We start from the raw sequence: 17,743 nt of genomic DNA on the forward strand, positions 1-17,743 counted from the left end.
GCCGCACCCGCCGAGCCGGTGCCGTCCGTGAGCGGGGAAAGCACCCCCGAGACCGCCGCTGCGGCCGAGCAGGCCGCTCCGGCGCCCGCCGCCGAAGAGCCCGCGCCCGCCCGGCGCCGTCGCCGTCGCGTGTCCGCGCCCGCCGGCGCACCGCAGACCGCTCAGGCCGCCCAGACCGCCCCGGCGGAGCAGGCACAGCAGAGCGAGCAGCCGGAACAGAGCGAGCAGGCGGAGCAGGCCGCTCCGGCGCCCGCCGCCGAAGAGCCCGCGCCGCGCCGCCCGCGCCGTCGCGCGACTCGCGCCGTGTCCTCTCCGGCGCCCGAGCCCGCCGAGGCCCCCGTCGGCGAGACGCCCGCCGAGGCCGGCGCGGCCGCCGCCCCCGCGACGGAGGAGGCCGAGCCGGTCGCCGCGCCCCGGACCCGGCGGGTCCGCCGCCGGGTCACCCGCGCGGTGTCCGCGCCCGCCCCCGCGGAGAACACGGAGAAGACAGAGCCCGAGGCGAGCGAGGCTTCCGCGCCCGCCGCCCCGGCCGCTGCCGGCACCGAGAGCCCGCAGCAGACCGCCGAGACGGCGGCCAAGGCACCCGTGGCCGAGCCGGCCCAGGCCCCCGCCGCATCCGCGGCCGCCGAGGAGGAGGCCGCGCCGCGCCGTGTCCGGCGCCGCGTCGTCCGCCGTGCCGCGACCGGCTTCGCCGCCCCCGCGGTCGAGCCCGCCGCCCCGCAGCCTGCGGCCGAGGAGAACGAGATCCCGCGCCGCCCGGTGCGCCCGGCCGTCGCCGTCTTCCAGCCGCCGGTCTTCACCGAGCCGAGGTTCCAGACCCCGCTGCGGGCCGCCGCCGAGGCCGCCGAGGCGGAGGAGGCCGCGGAGACCGAGGAGTTCCCGTCACCGGAGCGCGAGGAGCGCGGCGGCACCCGGCGCCGCCGCCGTCGCCGCGGCACCGGATACGCCGAGGAGCCCGAGGAGCGGATCACCGAGGACGAGGCCGAGGACGCCGAGGAGGGCACCGAGGCCGCCGACGAGACCGAGGAGACCGGCGGACGCCGCCGTCGCCGCCGCGGAGGCCGCCGTCGCCGCCGGGGCGAGCAGGCCGAGACCAGCGGCGAGGACGAGGCGGAGGACACCGCGCAGGCCGCCGCCGCACAGGCCGCGCAGGACGCCGAGGACACCGCCGAGCAGGTCGAGGAGGACGCCGAGGAGGCGGACAAGGCCGAGGAGGGCGCCGCCGAGGAGCAGCAGGCCGCCCCGGGCGCCGCGGCCGCCGCGGGCACCAGCAGCAGTCGCCGTCGCCGCCGTCGGCGTCGCCGGGCCGGTGAGAGCGCCGTGGACACCGAGCCGGCGCCGGACGACCCCGAGCGCACCGTCGTCAAGGTCCGCGAGCCGCGCAAGAAGGACTCCGGCGACGTCACGGACGAGGTGCAGTCCATCAAGGGCTCCACGCGTCTGGAGGCCAAGAAGCAGCGCCGCCGCGAGGGCCGTGAGCAGGGCCGCCGCCGTGTGCCGATCATCACCGAGGCCGAGTTCCTGGCCCGGCGCGAGGCCGTCGAGCGGGTGATGGTCGTCCGCCAGCAGGGCGACCGGACCCAGATCGGCGTCCTGGAGGACGGCGTGCTCGTCGAGCACTACGTCAACAAGGAGCAGGCGGTCTCCTACGTGGGGAACGTCTACCTCGGCAAGGTGCAGAACGTGCTGCCGTCGATGGAGGCCGCCTTCATCGACATCGGCAAGGGCCGCAACGCGGTCCTGTACGCGGGCGAGGTCAACTTCGAGGCCCTCGGCCTGGCCAACGGCCCGCGCCGCATCGAGTCCGCCCTGAAGTCCGGCCAGTCGGTCCTCGTCCAGGTGACCAAGGACCCGATCGGCCACAAGGGCGCGCGTCTGACCAGCCAGGTCTCCATGCCCGGCCGCTACCTCGTGTACGTCCCCGAGGGCTCGATGACCGGCATCAGCCGCAAGCTGCCCGACACCGAGCGGGCCCGGCTGAAGACCATCCTCAAGAAGATCGTCCCCGAGGACGCGGGCGTCATCGTGCGCACCGCCGCGGAGGGCGCCAGCGAGGAGGAGCTGCGCCGGGACGTCGAGCGGCTGCAGGCGCAGTGGGAGGAGATCCAGAAGAAGGCCAAGAACGGCTCCAGCGCCCCCGCACTGCTGTACGGCGAGCCGGACATGACCGTCCGGGTCGTGCGCGACATCTTCAACGAGGACTTCTCCAAGGTCATCGTCAGCGGTGACGAGGCCTGGGAGACCATCCACGGCTACGTCACCCACGTCGCCCCGGACCTGGCGCCGCGTCTGCAGCGCTGGACCAGCGACGTGGACGTCTTCGCCACGTACCGGATCGACGAGCAGCTCGCCAAGGCGCTGGACCGCAAGGTCTGGCTGCCCAGCGGCGGCTCGCTGGTGATCGACCGGACCGAGGCGATGGTCGTCATCGACGTCAACACCGGCAAGTTCACCGGTCAGGGCGGCAACCTCGAGGAGACGGTCACCAGGAACAACCTGGAGGCGGCCGAGGAGATCGTGCGCCAGCTGCGGCTGCGCGACCTCGGCGGCATCATCGTGATCGACTTCATCGACATGGTCCTGGAGTCCAACCGGGACCTGGTGCTGCGCCGCCTGCTGGAGTGCCTGGGCCGGGACCGCACCAAGCATCAGGTGGCCGAGGTGACCTCGCTGGGCCTGGTGCAGATGACCCGCAAGCGGGTCGGCCAGGGCCTGCTGGAGTCCTTCTCCGAGACCTGCGTGCACTGCAACGGCCGTGGTGTCATCGTCCACCTGGACCACGTCACCTCCGGCGGCGGCAAGCGCCGCAAGCGCGCCCGTGCCGGGGCCGAACAGGCGCCTCAGACCGCCGCCGAGGCCGTCACGCAGACCGCCGAGGAGGAGGCCGAGCGCGAGGCGGAGGACGTCGCCGAGACCGCCGAAGCCGCCGAGGCCCCCAAGGCCGCCGAACCGGCCGCGGCGCCCGCGCCGCAGCCGCTGCCCGACGGCATCGCCCCGGACGAGGAGCTGTACAGCAGCGTCGCCGAGGCGGAGGCCGCGGCCACGCGCGGCCGCGGCCGGCGCCGGGCGAGCCGCAAGGCGTCCGCCCCGAAGAAGGCGGCGGCCGCCCCGGCCGCCCCGGCCCAGGACGGCGCCGCACCTGCCGGGGAACCGGCCGCGCAGGCGCAGGCCGCGCCGGAGACCGCCGAGGCCGAGGTGCCGGCCGTCGCGGCCCCGGCGGCGGCGTCCGCGGAAGCAGCACCTGCGGAAGCAGTCGCAGAGGCGCCCGCCGAGGCACCCGCCGAAGCACCCGCCGAGGAGCCCGCGCCCAAGGGCCGTACGCGCCGCCGGGCCACCCGGAAGGCGTCCGCACCGGCCGGTTCCCCCGCGGGAGCCGAGGCGGCCGTGGTGACGGTCCCGGAGACCGCCGCGGTCCCGGCACCGGCCGAGGCCGGGCAGCCCGGGCAGCCCGAGGCACCGGCGGCCGAGCCGGCCCCGCAGGCGGAGCAGGCCGAGGCGCCCGCCGAGCCGGCCCCGCCCGCCCGTCCGCGGCGCCGCGCGGTGCGCAAGGCCACCGCGCCGACCGCACCCGAGGAGGCGGCCGTCGTGGTCGTCCCGTCGGCTTCGGCCGCCCCGGAGGCCGGCGAGGCCGCCGGCAGCGCCGAGGCTGGTGCCGGGACGCAGCCGGAGCAGACCGCGACGCCCGAGGCACCCGAGGGTGCCGCGCCCGCCGAGGGCACCGCACCGGCCGCCGAGGCCAAGCCCGCGGCCGAGGGTGCCCACAGCGGTGACGAGGCCGCCGGCGAGGGCGCCGAGGAGACGGCGGCCGCGGCCAAGAAGACGGCCCGCAAGACCGCCAAGAAGGCCACGGCGAAGAAGGCCGCCACCAAGAAGACGGCCGCGAAGAAGACCGCCGCCAAGAAGACGGCGGCGAAGAAGACCACGGCCAAGAAGGCGGCCAAGACCGCCAAGCCGGCCACGGCCAAGAAGGCCGCGGCGAAGAAGACCGCGACGGCCGAACCGGCGGCGTCCGCCGCCTCCGGCGCCGCGGACGAGGGCTGACCCCGCGTGGTGTGGCCCTGCTCCGACGGGCAGGGCCACACCGCCCGGACCCGGTTTGACCCTCGGCGGGCGAGCCCCGTAATCTTGACCGTCGGCGTGTGAGCACGCCACATCCCCGTAAACCCTTTCCTCCCGGGCGCAGGATCGGCCGGGAGAGGTCGTTCGCGATGCCGGGCGACTGGCCTGCGGGGGTGCCGTTTCCCGAGCGAAGAGAGTGAGAGCCCCGTGTACGCCATCGTGCGCAGCGGCGGCCGCCAGCACAAGGTTGCTGTCGGTGACGTCGTCGAGGTTGACAAGATTCCCACTGCCAAGGTTGGCGACACGGTCGAGCTTTCGACCCTGCTCGTTGTCGACGGCGACTCCGTGACCAGCGACCCGTGGGTCCTGGCCGGGATCAAGGTCCAGGCCGAGGTCGTGGACCACCACAAGGGCCAGAAGATCGACATTCTGCGCTACAAGAACAAGACCGGTTACCGCCGTCGGCAGGGCCACCGCCAGCAGTACACGGCGATCAAGGTCACGTCGATCCCCACGGTCGCGAAGTAAGGACTGAAGAGAGATGGCACACAAGAAGGGCGCATCGTCCACTCGGAACGGTCGCGACTCCAACGCTCAGCGGCTCGGCGTGAAGCGCTTCGGCGGTCAGGTCGTGAACGCCGGTGAGATCCTGGTCCGTCAGCGCGGCACCCACTTCCACCCGGGTGCGGGCGTCGGCCGTGGCGGCGACGACACGCTGTTCGCGCTGCAGGCCGGTGCGGTGCAGTTCGGCACCCACCGCGGCCGCAAGGTCGTGAACATCGTTCCGGTCGCCTGAACCACCCGATTCGGCACCGAACACGTCGCGAGGCGGACCTCACTTCTCCGGCCGGGGCTCCCGGCGCGGGAAGGCGGGTCCGCCTTTCGCGTGTTGACCCACAGACACACCCAGCACTTCCTGGAGGCACTGCACCATGACCACCTTCGTGGACCGCGTCGAACTGCACGTCGCCGCGGGTAACGGAGGCCACGGCTGTGCCTCCGTGCACCGGGAGAAGTTCAAGCCGCTCGGCGGCCCCGACGGCGGCAACGGCGGCCGCGGCGGCGACGTCGTCCTCACCGTCGACCAGTCGGTGACCACGCTGCTCGACTACCACCACTCCCCGCACCGCAAGGCCACCAACGGCAAGCCCGGCGAGGGCGGCCACCGCTCCGGCAAGGACGGCCAGGACCTGATCCTGCCGGTCCCCAACGGCACGGTCGTGATGGACAAGGCGGGCAACGTGCTCGCCGACCTCGTGGGCCACGGCACCTCCTACGTGGCCGCGCAGGGCGGCCGCGGCGGGCTCGGCAACGCCGCGCTGGCCTCCCCGCGCCGCAAGGCCCCCGGCTTCGCGCTGCTGGGCGAGCCGGGCGATGTGCGCGACATCGTCCTGGAGCTGAAGACCGTCGCCGACGTGGCCCTGGTGGGCTACCCGAGCGCCGGCAAGTCCTCGCTGATCTCCGTGCTGAGCGCGGCCAAGCCCAAGATCGCCGACTATCCGTTCACCACGCTGGTGCCGAACCTGGGCGTGGTCACGGCCGGTTCCACCGTGTACACGATCGCCGACGTGCCCGGCCTGATCCCGGGCGCCAGCCAGGGCAGGGGGCTCGGCCTGGAGTTCCTGCGGCACGTGGAGCGGTGCAGCGTGCTGGTGCACGTGCTGGACACCGCGACCCTGGAGTCCGACCGCGACCCGGTCTCCGACCTCGACGTCATCGAGGAGGAGCTGCGGCAGTACGGCGGCCTGGACGACCGGCCGCGGATCGTGGTGCTGAACAAGGTCGACGTGCCCGACGGCAAGGACCTCGCGGAAATGGTCCGGCCCGATCTCGAGGCGCGCGGCTACCGCGTCTTCGAGGTGTCGGCCGTCGCCCACATCGGCCTGAAGGAGCTGTCGTTCGCGCTGGGTGACCTGGTCGCCAGGGCGCGGGCCGCCCGGCCGAAGGAGGAGTCGACCCGGATCGTCATCCGGCCGCAGGCCGTGGACGACGCCGGCTTCACCGTCACCCGCGAGGACGCCGGCGGGGAGCCGCTGTTCCGGGTGCGCGGCGAGAAGCCCGAACGCTGGGTGCGCCAGACCGACTTCACCAACGACGAGGCCGTGGGCTACCTGGCCGACCGGCTGGCCCGCCTCGGCGTGGAGGAAGAGCTGATGAAGGCGGGCGCCCGGGCCGGCGACGGTGTCGCCATCGGCCCGGAGGACAACGCGGTCGTCTTCGACTGGGAGCCGTCGATGACGGCGGGCGCGGAGATGCTCGGCCGGCGCGGCGAGGACCACCGCTTCACGGCCCCGCGGCCCGCGGCGCAGCGCCGCCGGGAGCGGCAGGCCGAACGCGACGAGGCCCAGCGGGAGTTCGACGACTTCGACCCGTTCTAGGCCGGGCCGCCTCCTCCTGTGCCCCGGCCCGCGCCGGGGCACAGCCCGTGAGCCGGGCCGCACGATGCCGCACGACGTCACCTCCACCGCCGGCGCAGCGGTGGAGCGTCACCTCCGGCCCCTGGTCGGGGCGCACAGTGACAATGCCGACGAACCCGTCTCAATGTTCCGGTATGCCTGGTGTGCGCACTGATTGTTGACGCGGCAGCGGCCGACAGCAGTGGGGTGAACACACGGCATACTTGGTATGGCCTTACATTTATCGGCGGTTGTCGGCGCGCGACGTTCACCGACCGGTCGCCCATCGGAGGAGTTCCCAGCATGCGCAACCCTGAAGCGTCCCGGTTGGTCGGCGTCTATCGTCGCGCAGTACCGGTCGGTGCGCGACGGATGATCGCGCAGCATGTGGGAACGGGCCTCAGGGAGCAGGTGAAGTCCCAGATCGCCGCCGCGGCGGAGGTGAGGGACCAGGTCAAGCGCGTGCGGGTCACGCGCCGGCACAAAGCGCTGCTGGCCCGGCACGACCGACGGGTCATCAGCGTCGCGGGCACGCCGCGCATCGCGCATGTCGTGCCCGGCATCACGCCGCTGCAGGCGCGCCGGTCGAATCTGGAGCAGGTGATCGCGGCGCTGCGCGACGCCGGAGTGACGTTCTTCTGCGTGCGCTCCGCGTCCCACACGGCAGCCGCGGTGGCGGTGCGCGCCGAGGACCGCGACCGTGTGCTGGCCGCACTGCGCCAGGCATGCCGGGCCCGGCCCGGTTACGTGGTGCCCGTGCGCGGCCGTACGGCGGACGAGGGCTCCGTTCTTCCCGGTTACGGATCGAGCGCGAGCGTGTGGAAGCGGGTCGCCCGCTCCGACGTCCTGCGCTTCACCTGGTACCTCACCGACGACACCGGCCGTCTCGTCCTGGGCCTGCGGTACGGCTGCGACGTCGAGTTCTGGAAGAAGGAGGACGGCGAACTCGTCGCCCCCCGGCGCAACGGCATAGCCGAGACCGTGCCGCTGGACGAACCCGTCACCGAAGCCGACGAGTCGCTGTTCACCGACTTCGCGCCGCTGCCCGACGACCGCCGGCCGTCCGCGGAGCAGGAACCCGTCCGGGTGCCGACGCGGCCGGCGTTCGCTGCGGGAGCCGTCGGACGCAGGACCTTCCCCATCGACGTGGTCTACACCTGGGTGGACGGCTCCGACCCGCACTGGCTGCGTCAACGAGCCAGCTTCTCCGACCAGCCGTACCACGAGGAAGCCGCCAACGCCGCTCGCTACCTCAGCCGCGACGAACTGCGCTATTCGCTGCGCTCGCTGCACCTGTACGCGCCGTGGGTGCGCACCATCTACCTGGTGACCGCCGACCAGACACCGGCGTGGCTGAACACCGACCACCCGCAGATCAGAGTGGTCAGCCACAAGGAGATCTTCAAGGACCCGTCGGCTCTGCCCACGTTCAACTCGCACGCCATCGAGAGCCAGCTGCATCATATCGACGGGCTGTCCGAGCACTTCCTGTACTTCAACGACGACGTGATGCTCGGCCGTGAGATCTTCCCCCAGCACTTCTTCCTGCCCAACGGTCTCGGGAAGTTCTACCTGTCGTCCGCGCTGGTGCCCTTCGGCGACCCCTCCCCGGAGGACCCGCCCGTCGCGGCCGCCGGGAAGAACAACCGCAGGCTCATCGCCGAGCGTTTCGGCGACACCATCTTCCGCAAGATGAAGCACGTGCCCCACGCGCTGCACCGCAGCGTGCTGGACGAGATCGAGGCCGAGTTCCCCGAGGAGCACCGGCGTACGGCCGCCAGCAGGTTCCGCAGCGTCACGGACGTGTCGGTGACGTCCTCCCTGCACCACTACTACGCCTTCCACACGCAGCGTTCGTTCCCCGGCGAGGGGCTGGTGTACCGCTACTGCGACGTCGGCAAGCCGAACGTCGAGCGGGTCCTGGGCCGGCTGCTGGCCGAGCGTGACGCGCATGTCTTCTGCCTCAACGACACCACGTCCACGGAAGCGGATGTGAGCCGTCAGCAGAGCCTGATGAGCCGCTTCCTGGACGAGTACTTCCCGGTCCCCAGCCCCTACGAGCGTGGTGCAGACAACCGATGAGACAACTCCCCACTCCGCACAAGGTGATGCGCAAGGGGTACGCAGTGGTGCGCTCGGCACGGTCGCGCCTGGACAGCCTGGTCCTGGTGCCGCCGAGCCCCGACGACTGGCCGCGCATCACCGCGGAGCATCTGTCCCTCCTGGACGGCAGGACCCTGAACTTCTGCGCTCGTGTGCCGCAGGGGCTGGCCGCTTCGTCGGCCTCACTGCTGCTCGGCAGCTCGTCTCCGGTCGTCGTCCCGCTCACCCTGGTCCAGCGCGGTGACGGGTACGTCGAGGCGCAGGGCACGGCCGTCCTCGACCTGCTGGAGGCGGACTCCGGCCGGCCCCACCCGATGCCGGCCGGAGTGCGCAGGTTCCTGCTGGCGGCCGGGCAGTGGCGGCTGTCCGTGGTCTTCACCGACGCAGCCGGCAAGGACCACCGGTACGCGGTCGCCAGGGCACCGCGGCTGATGCCCGACGGGCCCACGATCCCCGAACCGGTGCGCGAGGACGGCACCTACTGCCGGCTCATCGCCTCCGGCACCGGACGCGCGTACGTGTCCCTGGGCCGGGACGACACCCAGGCGGAGATCGTCTCGGTGCGGATCGGCTGGTCCGAGGTCACGCTGGAGGGCCGGCTCGTCAACGCGCCCGCCGAACAGTGCCGCGGCGACGTCGAACTGGTCCGCCGCAACGGCAAGGCCGGCCGCGTGGTCCCGGCGACCTGGAACGGTGCCACCTTCGTCTGCTCGCTGACGCCGGCGGACTTCGGCGACCTCGGGGCCAAGGAACAGATCTACGACGTGCGTCTGCGGCGCCCGCACCGCCGGCCGCTGAAGATCTCCCGCCGGCGCACCGACGTACGCACCCCCGGCGACGTCTTCCGGATGCCGTACCGCCTGCTGAGCGCTCAGGACGGCACCGCCCTCAGGATCAACCCGTACTACACGCCCGTCGGCAGCCTCGCCTTCCGTGCGGCCCACCTCCCCTCTGGATGTTGACACCTATGAAGATCACGTTTCTGCTCACCTGGGGCGACGAGATGGGCGGCACCGAGCAGGCCGTCTACACCCAGGCGACGCACCTGGCACCCCGGCACACCGTCGAGGTGCTCAGCGTCTTCAAGACCCGTGCGCGTCCCTTCTTCTCCGTGGACGAGCGGGTCTCGGTGCGCTACCTCGTGGACCGCACCGGCAAGACCGAGCGTCCGGTGCGCGACAGCGGCCTCAGCGCCGAGGAGTGCCGTCAGCTGGCCGGGCTGCCCAGCGAGCTGATCAACCCGAAGTGGGAAGCCACCTTCGACGCCCTGTCCGACGTCGAGATGAAGCGCGCGCTTCGGACCATCGACACGGACGTCCTGATCACCACCTCGCCCGCGCTGATGTCGGCGGTCGCCGACCTGGTGCCGTCCCGGGTCGTCACCATCCACCAGGAGCACCGGCCCTCGCAGCTGAGGGGAGGCACCGGCGAGCCGCTCCTGCTGCGCGCTCCCGAGATCGACGCCCTCGTGGTGCTGACGGAACGCACCAAGCAGTGGCTGGAGGAGTCGCTGGGCAAGGCGGCCCCGCGCCTGGCGGCCATCCCGAACGCCATCCCCGAGGGATTCCGGCCGCGGTCCAGCCTGACCGGCAAGAGCATCGTGATGCCGCGCCGACTCGTCCCGGACAAGCAGGTCGATCACGCCATCCAGGCCTTCGCCAAGGCCCTGCCCGACCACCCGGGATGGCGGCTGCGCATCTTCGGCGACGGTCCGCAGATGTCCCGGCTGCGCAACCTGGTCCAGGGTCTGGGCCTGCACGACTCCGTGGAGATCCTCGGGCCGAGCCAGCACATGACGGAGGAGTGGGCCAAGGCGAGCCTCACCATCCTGCCGTCCCAGGACGGCGAGGCCTTCCCGCTGGTGCTGCTGGAGGCCTTCGCCGCCGGCGTCCCGGCGGTGGCCTACGACATCGTCACCGGTCCCGCCGAGATCATCCGGCACGGCGTGGACGGCCTGCTCGTCCCGCCCAACGACATCGACGGGCTCGCGGACGCGATATCCCGGCTGATGGGCGACGAGGAACTCCTGCGCTCCTACGGCGAGAACGCCTACGAAGGCTCCGCGCGCTTCGCCGCGGACGTCATCGTCAAGCAGTGGGAGGAACTGTTCACCGAGCTGCTGATGCGCCGTGACGACCCGGCACGTATGGCGGAGCGGGCCGACCGCATGGCCCACCGCGTGGCCCACGGCGGCGCGGGGCGCTTCCACGCCGCCGTCGCCGCGGACCGCACCGCCCCCTCGTCGGGCGACCAGCGGGCGCGGGAAGTGATGATCGCCGCGACCGACCGCTCCCTGGTCCGGGCCGCGGGACGGCTCGCCGAGGTCCGCGACGACCTGCTGGCCTCCGACATCCTGCAGCGCAACTTCGAGACCGTCGTCGCCGCGCTGGAGAAGCACGACATCCCCTACGTGCTGCTGCGGGACCGGGACGGCGGTCCGCGGCAGCGGGTGGCGGTGGACACCGAGCACCAGAAGCGGGTCCGCAAGGCACTGGCCGCCGAGTACGAGGGCAAAGCGGTCTACGCCGAGCTGCTCAAGCCGCGCACGCACGCCCCGGGCGTCCTGCTGGCCGAACGCCTCGAGGGCGCCGGAGAGGTCGCGGGGCTGCGCGTCTTCCGCCCGGTGGTCACCTCCAGCCGTACACTGCGCTTCGGCCCCGCCTACGGATGCGACGTGGAGTTCTGGAGCCGGGTGCCCGAAGAGGAGGGCGGCGACGGCCAGTTCGTCGCCCCGCTGCGGCCGAGCGCGGTCGGCCCCAAGCTGCCGTCGCTGACCGCCGACGCCCGGCTCAGGGTCAAGGACCGCGAGTACCCGACGGTGCAGCCGTTCGCCAAGAAGCTGGTGAGCGACATCACCTTCCCGGTGGACGCCGTCTACACCTGGGTCGACGACTCCGACGCCCAGTGGCAGGAGCGCCGTGCCCGCCGGCGCGCGGCCCTCGGCCTGGAGGCCGAGGCCTCCGGTGACGAGGCGGCCCGCTTCCGCAACCGCGACGAGCTGCGCTACTCCCTGCGGTCGCTGGCGATGTTCGTGCCCTGGGTCCGGAAGATCTACCTGGTCACCGACGACCAGACGCCCGAGTGGCTGAACACCGAGCACCCGGACATCGAGGTCGTCTCGCACCGGGACATCTTCACCGACCCGAGCTGCCTGCCGACCTTCAACTCCCACGCCATCGAGACCCAGCTGCACCACATCGACGGACTGTCGGAACACTTCCTGTACCTGAACGACGACGTCTTCATCGGCAGGCCGCTCAGCGCCCAGAAGTTCTTCCAGCCCAACGGCACGAGCCGCTTCTTCTGGACGCCCACGACCGTGCCGATCGGTGAGGCCACCGAGGAGGACGAGGGCTACTTCGCCGCGGGGAAGAACAACCGCCGCCTGCTCGAGGACCGCTTCGGCGTGACCGTGGCGAACGGCTTCGCCCACGCTCCGCACCCCCTGCGCAAGAGCGTCCTGGAGAAGATCGAGCAGGAGTTCCCTGAGGCCGTGGCCCGCACCGCGGCGAACCCGCTGCGCGGCTGGGAGGACATCTCCATGGTGTCCTCGCTGCACCATCACTACGGCTTCCTGACGGGCAGCGCGGTGCCCAGCAGCATCCGGTGCGCCTACATCGACGTAGGCACCTACGAACGGCACCCGGAACTGACCCGTCTGCTGGCGATACGCGGCCACGACGTGTTCTGCCTCGGCGAGTCGCAGAACGCCGAGGTCCCGGACCAGGAACAGGCCCGCATCATCAGCTCCTTCCTGCGCGCCTACTTCCCGGTCAAGAGTCCGTACGAGCGCTGACGGCGGGCCGCGGCACACCGCGCGACGCGCGGAGAAGGGGGGCTTCCCGGCCCGAGTGCCGGGAAGCCCCCCTTCTTGGTGCCGCTCCGGCCCCGCGGACGCGGGCCCGGCGACCCGGGTGCCTAGCGCACCACGTACCCGAAACGTCCGCCGGCGGCCGGCAGGCCACCCTGGCCCGGCGCGTACGTGGTGATCGCGGCGTTGGAGCCGCCCGCGGTCACGTTGGACATCGGCAGGGCGTAGACCGTGCCGTAGCTGCCCGGCCCGTACGGCATGCCCACGTACAGCTTGGTCCCGGTGTAGCGGATGCTCTGGCCGAGGTGCTGGTTGGCTCCCGCGGGGCCCGGGATGCCGGAGGTGCCGGCCTCGATCCAGCGGTTGTTCGTGCCGGGCGAACCGAGGAGCGAGAAGGTGGTGATCGCGCCGGCACCGGCCGTCGTGCCGATGGCCTCGTCGTGGATGCCGACGGCCAGCTTCATGGTCGCCGCGGTGCTCACCTCACGCGGAGCCGTGTTCACCGCGGCCAGGGTCTGGCCGAAGTGGTCACCGGCCTCGGCGGTGCCGGGCACGGCGTCGGAACTCGTGCCGGACCAGTACGCGTTCATCTGGCTGTACGTTCCGGCCGCGGTGACGTCGAAGGTCAGCACCTCGCCGGCGCCGGCCTTGGAGACACCGTCGACGTTCAGGGCCTCACCGGGAGCGCCGACGGCGAGGACCGAGTCGGTCGCGGCGGTCGCCCCGGACGGGCGGTAGGGGACCAGGGCCAGGGACTTGCCGAACTGGTCCCCCGGCTCGGCACCGCCGGCGACCGTGTCCAGATCCTGGTCGAGGCCGAACAGCGGGGTCGGCCGGCCCTCGGAGTTGAGCCGGTGGCTGAAGACCGCCACGTTGCCGGCGCCGGCGCCGGTGCCGATCGCCTCGTCCGGTGCCGCGACGGCGATGTGGTTCGCGTCGGCCGCGACGGCACCGCCGAATCCGTCGCCGGCCTCCACCGCGCCCGGCACGTCCGTGCTGTCCTGGGTGACGGCGATGTTGGTGTCCCCGTGCACGTAGACGGCCATGCCCGCCTTGGCTGCCGTGCCGATGGACTCGCCGGGCACGCCGATCATCAGGAACGGCTCGCCCTCGTCGGTGATGCCTGCGGCGAGGGCCTGGCCGGTGCGGTCACCTGTCTCGGGCGTGGAGCCCTTCAAGGAGCCGGTGCCCGCACCCTGTTCGAAGTGAGTGTTCTTCAGCGTCCCGGTGCCGAGGCCGCCCGGCGCGCCGTACAGGATGTCGGCCATGCCGGCGTCGGTGGCACCGGACAGGTCCTCGGACGGGGTGCCGACGACCAGGTCCGTGCAGCCGTCCTGGTTGTAGTCGACGGTGTCCATGGCCTCACCGAACCAGTCGTCGGGCTCGGCGCCGCCCGGCACCCAGTCGAGATCCTGGTTGATCTCCGCGGTGCCCTTTCCGCCGCCGTGGACGACCCGGACGACACCGGCCCCGGCGTCGCCGCCGACGGTCGCCTTCGGGTCGGAGACGGCGACGTCCTCGGCGCCGTCGCAGTTGAAGTCGGTGACGGGAACGCCGCCGACGGTGGACCTCACCCAGTCATCCAGGTCGTCGACGCGGGCGGCGACGCCACCCGTGCGGGTCTCCTCGGCGTCGGTGCCGAAGCAGCCGCCCTGGTACGAACGGCTGGTGAGCGCCACCAGCTGCGGGGTGCCGCCGGCCGTGCGGATCACCGGGCCGCCGGTGTCGCCCATGCAGGCGGCCGCGCCGTCGTTGCCGGTGAAGGCGGCCGTCGTGCCGTCGGTGGCGTCCACGGTCAGCGTGCCGGTGTGCAGCTTCAGCGGCGCCCACTCGGTGGCGCTGCGCCCGTAGCCGGCGAACTTCAACTCCTCGCCCGCGGCGGGCGCGGTGGTGGCCAGGGCGACCGGGGCCACAGTGGTGACCGGGCGGTCGAGGCGGGCCAGGACGACGTCGCGGTCGGTGCGCGGCACGAGCTGCACCACGTCGCGCACCGCCCCGTCGGAGCCGCTCAGATCCAGGCGGCCGATGGTGGCGGTCGTGCGCCGGGCGGGCTTGCCCGCGGGGACCGACAGGCTTGTCGCCGGGTCGTCGGCGAAGCAGCTCGCCGCGGTCAGCAGCCAGTCGCGTGCGACCAGCACGCCGGAGCAGCCGCGGTCGTGATCGCCGACGATGACCTGGGCGGTGTAGGCGAACGAGGTGTCGGAGACCGGTGTGCCGGTCACCGCGGACGCGGGCGAGGCGCCCAGTGCCACCGGGCCGGCGGCCAGGGCGGCGACGAGGGCGGCGAGACGCACGTGTCTCGTGTGTCGCATGATGCAAATCCTTGGACTCGAGGTGTGCCGGGCCGGGCGGCCGCGGACGGTGAGGAAGGCCGACGGGTGTCCGCCCGGGGCTACTTGCTGGTCCTGATCTCCACGAGCATGAATTGACGGCCCTGTTCGTCGGCGGTCTCGCCGACCGGGGTCCAGTTGTTCTTCTCGATGTCGAAGGACTTGTGCTCCGTGCCGGTGGTCATGTCCACCTCGGTCGTGTAGTCGTTGCCCCTGATGCCGTAGACCGAGGGGATCTCCAGGGTCAGCCAGCCGGAGGTGCCGGTGACCTCGAAGCAGATCGTCTGATTGCCGTTGGCGCGGGCCCACACCTCGAGCTGTCCGGTGCCGCTGACGCAGTCGGCGAGGGTGATGTGGCCGTCACCGCGCTTGAGGACGATGCCCTTCTCCTCGCGGATCTTGTCGGCCTGCGGGTAGGCGAAGTCCTCCACGGCGTAGCCAGGGCCCTCGTCGGCGACCGGAGCGGCCGCGCGGGCGTCCGTGCCCGCTGCCGCGGGGGAGGAGCCGCCCGGAACGGCGAGCCAGGTCAGGACGCCGGCCGCGGCTGCGGCCAGGAGCGTGCCGATGACTCTCCTGCGCTTCGGGCTGGTCGGGGGAGTGCTGTGCGATGGCATGGATGTCCTCCGGGTTGATGAGACGACGTCGGCCCCTCGGCCGGGAAGGCCGGACCGGCCTGGAACGGCGCGTCCGCGCCTGCCGGACGGCGTGGCGACAAGAACGGCACCGTCCCTGTGGCATGGCTGCGCCAGGACGACACAGCTGCGCCTGTGCGCTGACGCGTGCCGGAGCCGGAGGCCGGATGCGGTGCGGCGGGTTCCGGCTCCGGCACGCAGGTGTTCAGAAGATGGCGTTCCATCCGTCGGAGATGGCCCCGCCGATGTCGGAGGCCACGTCACCGACCGCGTTCCACGACGTGGTGGCGAAACCGATCGCGGGGCCGACCAGCTCGTGTCCGATCCGGCTGGCGATCACCGCGCTGCTCTTCAGGCCCTGGGCGCCCCATTCGAGCGCCTGGGACACGCCCGGCAGCTTGATCTTGCCCAGCGCGAAGCCGCCGGTGAGCGCGCCCACCGCCAGACCGGCGACGGACTGCAGGAACGCCTCGGACTGCCATCCGTCGGTGCACAGCGTGATGACGGCCGAACCGATGCCCGTGACCCAGGAGATGGTGCCCGCCACTCCGGAGATGATCTCCCCCGCGGGCGGCGGTACGAGCAGGCTGAACGCGGCGACGGTCCCGGAGACGGCGCTGATCGCGTTCAGGGCCTGTGCGACGTTGCGCCAGTCGTCCTTGCTGCCCCAGCCCCCGGGGTTGTCGACCTTGTCGTTGTCGCTGGTGTCCGACGGGTCGACACCGTTCTGCTGGTTCTGCCTCGCCGCCTCGGCCGCCGCCCGTGCGGCCGCGGCCAGTTCCTGCTGCCGCTTCTCGGCGGCGATCGTGCGGGCCTCGGAGGCGGCTCGCGCGGCGGCGGCCGCGTCCTTCCCGGCCTCGTAGGCGGACTGGCGCGCGGCGTTCGCCGACGCCTGGGCCTGGACGGCGGATTGCGTGGCGGCAGCGGCGGAGGCCACGGCCTGGTTGGCGGAGTAGTTCGCCCGCCGTGCGGCGCTGCGCGCGGAGGCGGCCGCCGCCTTCGCCTTGTCCGCCGACGCCTGCGCGTCCTGCGCGGAGCGTTCGGCGGCGTCCGCGTTCGCGTCGGCCTCCACCGCGTAGTCGGCGGCCTTGTCGGCGGATGCCTGCGCCTTGGCCGCCCACTGTGCCGCCTCGTCGGCCGCCTCGCGCGCCTCGGCCGCGGCCTTGGACGCCTCGTAGGCGTCCTTCTGCGCCTCCTGGGCGATCTTCGCCGCATGGGCGATGGAGGCCCGGACGGCGGCGACGTGGGAACTCCAGTCGTAGTCGAGCTGCGCGGTGCGATGGTGCACGGTGGTGACGAAGTCACGGCGCATCCACGACGGGCCCTCCAGCGCGACCTGGGCGGCCGCCTTGGTGTACGGGCCTGCGGTGTCGAGGAGGGAGAGGATCGCGACCTGGTCGTCCTCGACGACCTTCTCGGCGTAGCCCAGGAAGAAGTCGTGCAGGGCCTGGGGCGAGCCGTCGTCCAGGGCGGCCTGCGCCGCCGCCTTGACCGCCTTGCCCGGGTCGCCGGCCAGGATCCGCAGGATGGCGACCCGGTTGTCCGTCGCGGCGGCCTCCTGGATCCCGCTGGTGAGGAAATCGCCCACGGCACCGGGGTTTTCGGCGGACAGTGCCGCCTGGGCGGCGTCGGCGACGGCCTCGGTGGAGACCTTGGCCAGGGCGAGGACCGTCTCGCGGTCGTCCTGGGTCTGCGCGATCCCGCGGTCGGTGGAGACCCAGGCCAGCACGTCCTCGTCGGCTCCGGCCAGGGCGTACTCGGCGGCGCTGCGGCTCCAGGTGCCGATCGTCGTGGAGATCAGGTTCATCGCGGCCCGCCGGCCGAGCAGAACGGCCTGGGCGGTGTCGCCGGAGTCGTAGGCGGCCTCGGCCTTGGCGATCAGGTCCTTGGTCTCGGCGTCCAGGGCGTCCGCCTGCGTGGCGGCATTGCGGGCCGCCTCCCGGTCCTCGGCCTCCGCCCGCGCCAGCTCCCGGGCCTCGGCGAGCGACTGCTCGGTCTCCTCCGCCAGCTTCTCCGCTTCGGAGTCGCGCGCCGCCTGCTCCACGGCCTGGGCGTCCTGCACCGCCTTCGCCGCGGCTTCGGCGGCCTTCACCGACTCGGCGGCCCACGCCGTGGCCTTGGCGGCGTAGTCCGCGGCCTGCCCGGCCGCGTCGGCGGCCTCGTCGGCCGCCTTCGCCGCGTTGTCGGCGTGGGTGGCGGCGGAGTTGGCCGCATCACGGGCGGTGCGTGCCGCCTGGGCCGCGGTGTTCGCCAGCAACTGGGCGGTGTTCGCGGCCCTGGTGGCCCGGGCGGCCTGCGCGTCCGCCTCGGCGGCCGCGGCCTTGGCGGCCTCCGCCTCCGCCCGGGCGGCCCCGGCGGCCTGCGCGGCCGCGGCGGCGGAGTTGGCCGCCAGGGCCGCGTTGCGGGCCGCAC

At 72.9% G+C, this 17,743-nt stretch carries 10 protein-coding genes; 7 read left to right on the top strand and 3 right to left on the bottom strand.

The annotated features are described in order from the left end of the window. From IE286_RS26375 to IE286_RS26405, 7 genes are all read left to right on the top strand, one after another. Positions 1–4,041 (top strand): Rne/Rng family ribonuclease (locus tag IE286_RS26375; protein WP_189799275.1); only part of this gene is annotated, 4,041 nt, incomplete at its 5' end. A 225-nt stretch (positions 4,042–4,266) separates the two neighbouring features. Beyond that, positions 4,267–4,587: a 50S ribosomal protein L21 gene (gene rplU / locus IE286_RS26380; protein ID WP_125498363.1), complete on the top strand. Its 321-nt coding sequence runs from the start codon at positions 4,267–4,269 to the stop codon at positions 4,585–4,587. A gap of 13 nt (positions 4,588–4,600) precedes the next feature. Further along, positions 4,601–4,855: a 50S ribosomal protein L27 gene (rpmA, locus tag IE286_RS26385; RefSeq protein ID WP_110628143.1), complete on the top strand. Its 255-nt coding sequence runs from the start codon at positions 4,601–4,603 to the stop codon at positions 4,853–4,855. Positions 4,856–4,991: 136 nt separating this feature from the next. After that, positions 4,992–6,437: a GTPase ObgE gene (obgE, locus tag IE286_RS26390; RefSeq protein ID WP_189799276.1), complete on the top strand. Its 1,446-nt coding sequence runs from the start codon at positions 4,992–4,994 to the stop codon at positions 6,435–6,437. Between the two features lie 321 nt (positions 6,438–6,758). After that, entirely contained in the window at positions 6,759–8,537 is a 1,779-nt protein-coding gene (locus IE286_RS26395) for a stealth family protein (RefSeq protein ID WP_189799277.1), read from the top strand. Then, on the top strand, positions 8,534–9,520 hold the full coding sequence (locus IE286_RS26400; RefSeq protein WP_229863783.1) for a hypothetical protein: 987 nt from the start codon (positions 8,534–8,536) through the stop codon (positions 9,518–9,520). The genes IE286_RS26395 and IE286_RS26400 overlap by 4 nt, the downstream gene beginning before the upstream one ends. A gap of 5 nt (positions 9,521–9,525) precedes the next feature. Next, on the top strand, positions 9,526–12,354 hold the full coding sequence (locus tag IE286_RS26405) for a stealth family protein (protein WP_189799278.1): 2,829 nt from the start codon (positions 9,526–9,528) through the stop codon (positions 12,352–12,354). Between the two features lie 122 nt (positions 12,355–12,476). Here the strand turns inward: IE286_RS26405 and IE286_RS26410 are convergent, their stop codons facing one another. The 3 genes from IE286_RS26410 to IE286_RS26420 all read right to left on the bottom strand — a co-directional run. Continuing rightward, positions 12,477–14,681, bottom strand: a complete 2,205-nt coding sequence (locus IE286_RS26410; protein ID WP_189799279.1) for a S1 family peptidase — start codon at positions 14,679–14,681, stop codon at positions 12,477–12,479. A gap of 80 nt (positions 14,682–14,761) precedes the next feature. After that, positions 14,762–15,313 (bottom strand): hypothetical protein, encoded by a 552-nt coding sequence (locus tag IE286_RS26415; RefSeq protein ID WP_229863785.1) that lies wholly within the window; start codon positions 15,311–15,313, stop codon positions 14,762–14,764. Between the two features lie 223 nt (positions 15,314–15,536). Continuing rightward, positions 15,537–17,743: ALF repeat-containing protein (locus IE286_RS26420; RefSeq protein ID WP_189799280.1), on the bottom strand; the 2,207-nt coding region annotated here is incomplete at its 5' end.

Source organism: Streptomyces thermodiastaticus, from assembly GCF_014656135.1.
Lineage (GTDB): Bacteria > Actinomycetota > Actinomycetes > Streptomycetales > Streptomycetaceae > Streptomyces > Streptomyces thermodiastaticus.

Excerpts from the sequence above, each read along its gene's own strand:
- IE286_RS26405 (WP_189799278.1), top strand. The coding sequence starts at position 9,526 with ATGAAGATCACGTTTCTGCTCACCTGGGGCGACGAGATGGGCGGCACC.
- rpmA (WP_110628143.1), top strand. The coding sequence starts at position 4,601 with ATGGCACACAAGAAGGGCGCATCGTCCACTCGGAACGGTCGCGACTCC.
- IE286_RS26415 (WP_229863785.1), bottom strand. The coding sequence starts at position 15,313 with ATGCCATCGCACAGCACTCCCCCGACCAGCCCGAAGCGCAGGAGAGTC.
- IE286_RS26395 (WP_189799277.1), top strand. The coding sequence starts at position 6,759 with ATGCGCAACCCTGAAGCGTCCCGGTTGGTCGGCGTCTATCGTCGCGCA.
- IE286_RS26410 (WP_189799279.1), bottom strand. The coding sequence starts at position 14,681 with ATGCGACACACGAGACACGTGCGTCTCGCCGCCCTCGTCGCCGCCCTG.
- obgE (WP_189799276.1), top strand. The coding sequence starts at position 4,992 with ATGACCACCTTCGTGGACCGCGTCGAACTGCACGTCGCCGCGGGTAAC.
- IE286_RS26400 (WP_229863783.1), top strand. The coding sequence starts at position 8,534 with ATGAGACAACTCCCCACTCCGCACAAGGTGATGCGCAAGGGGTACGCA.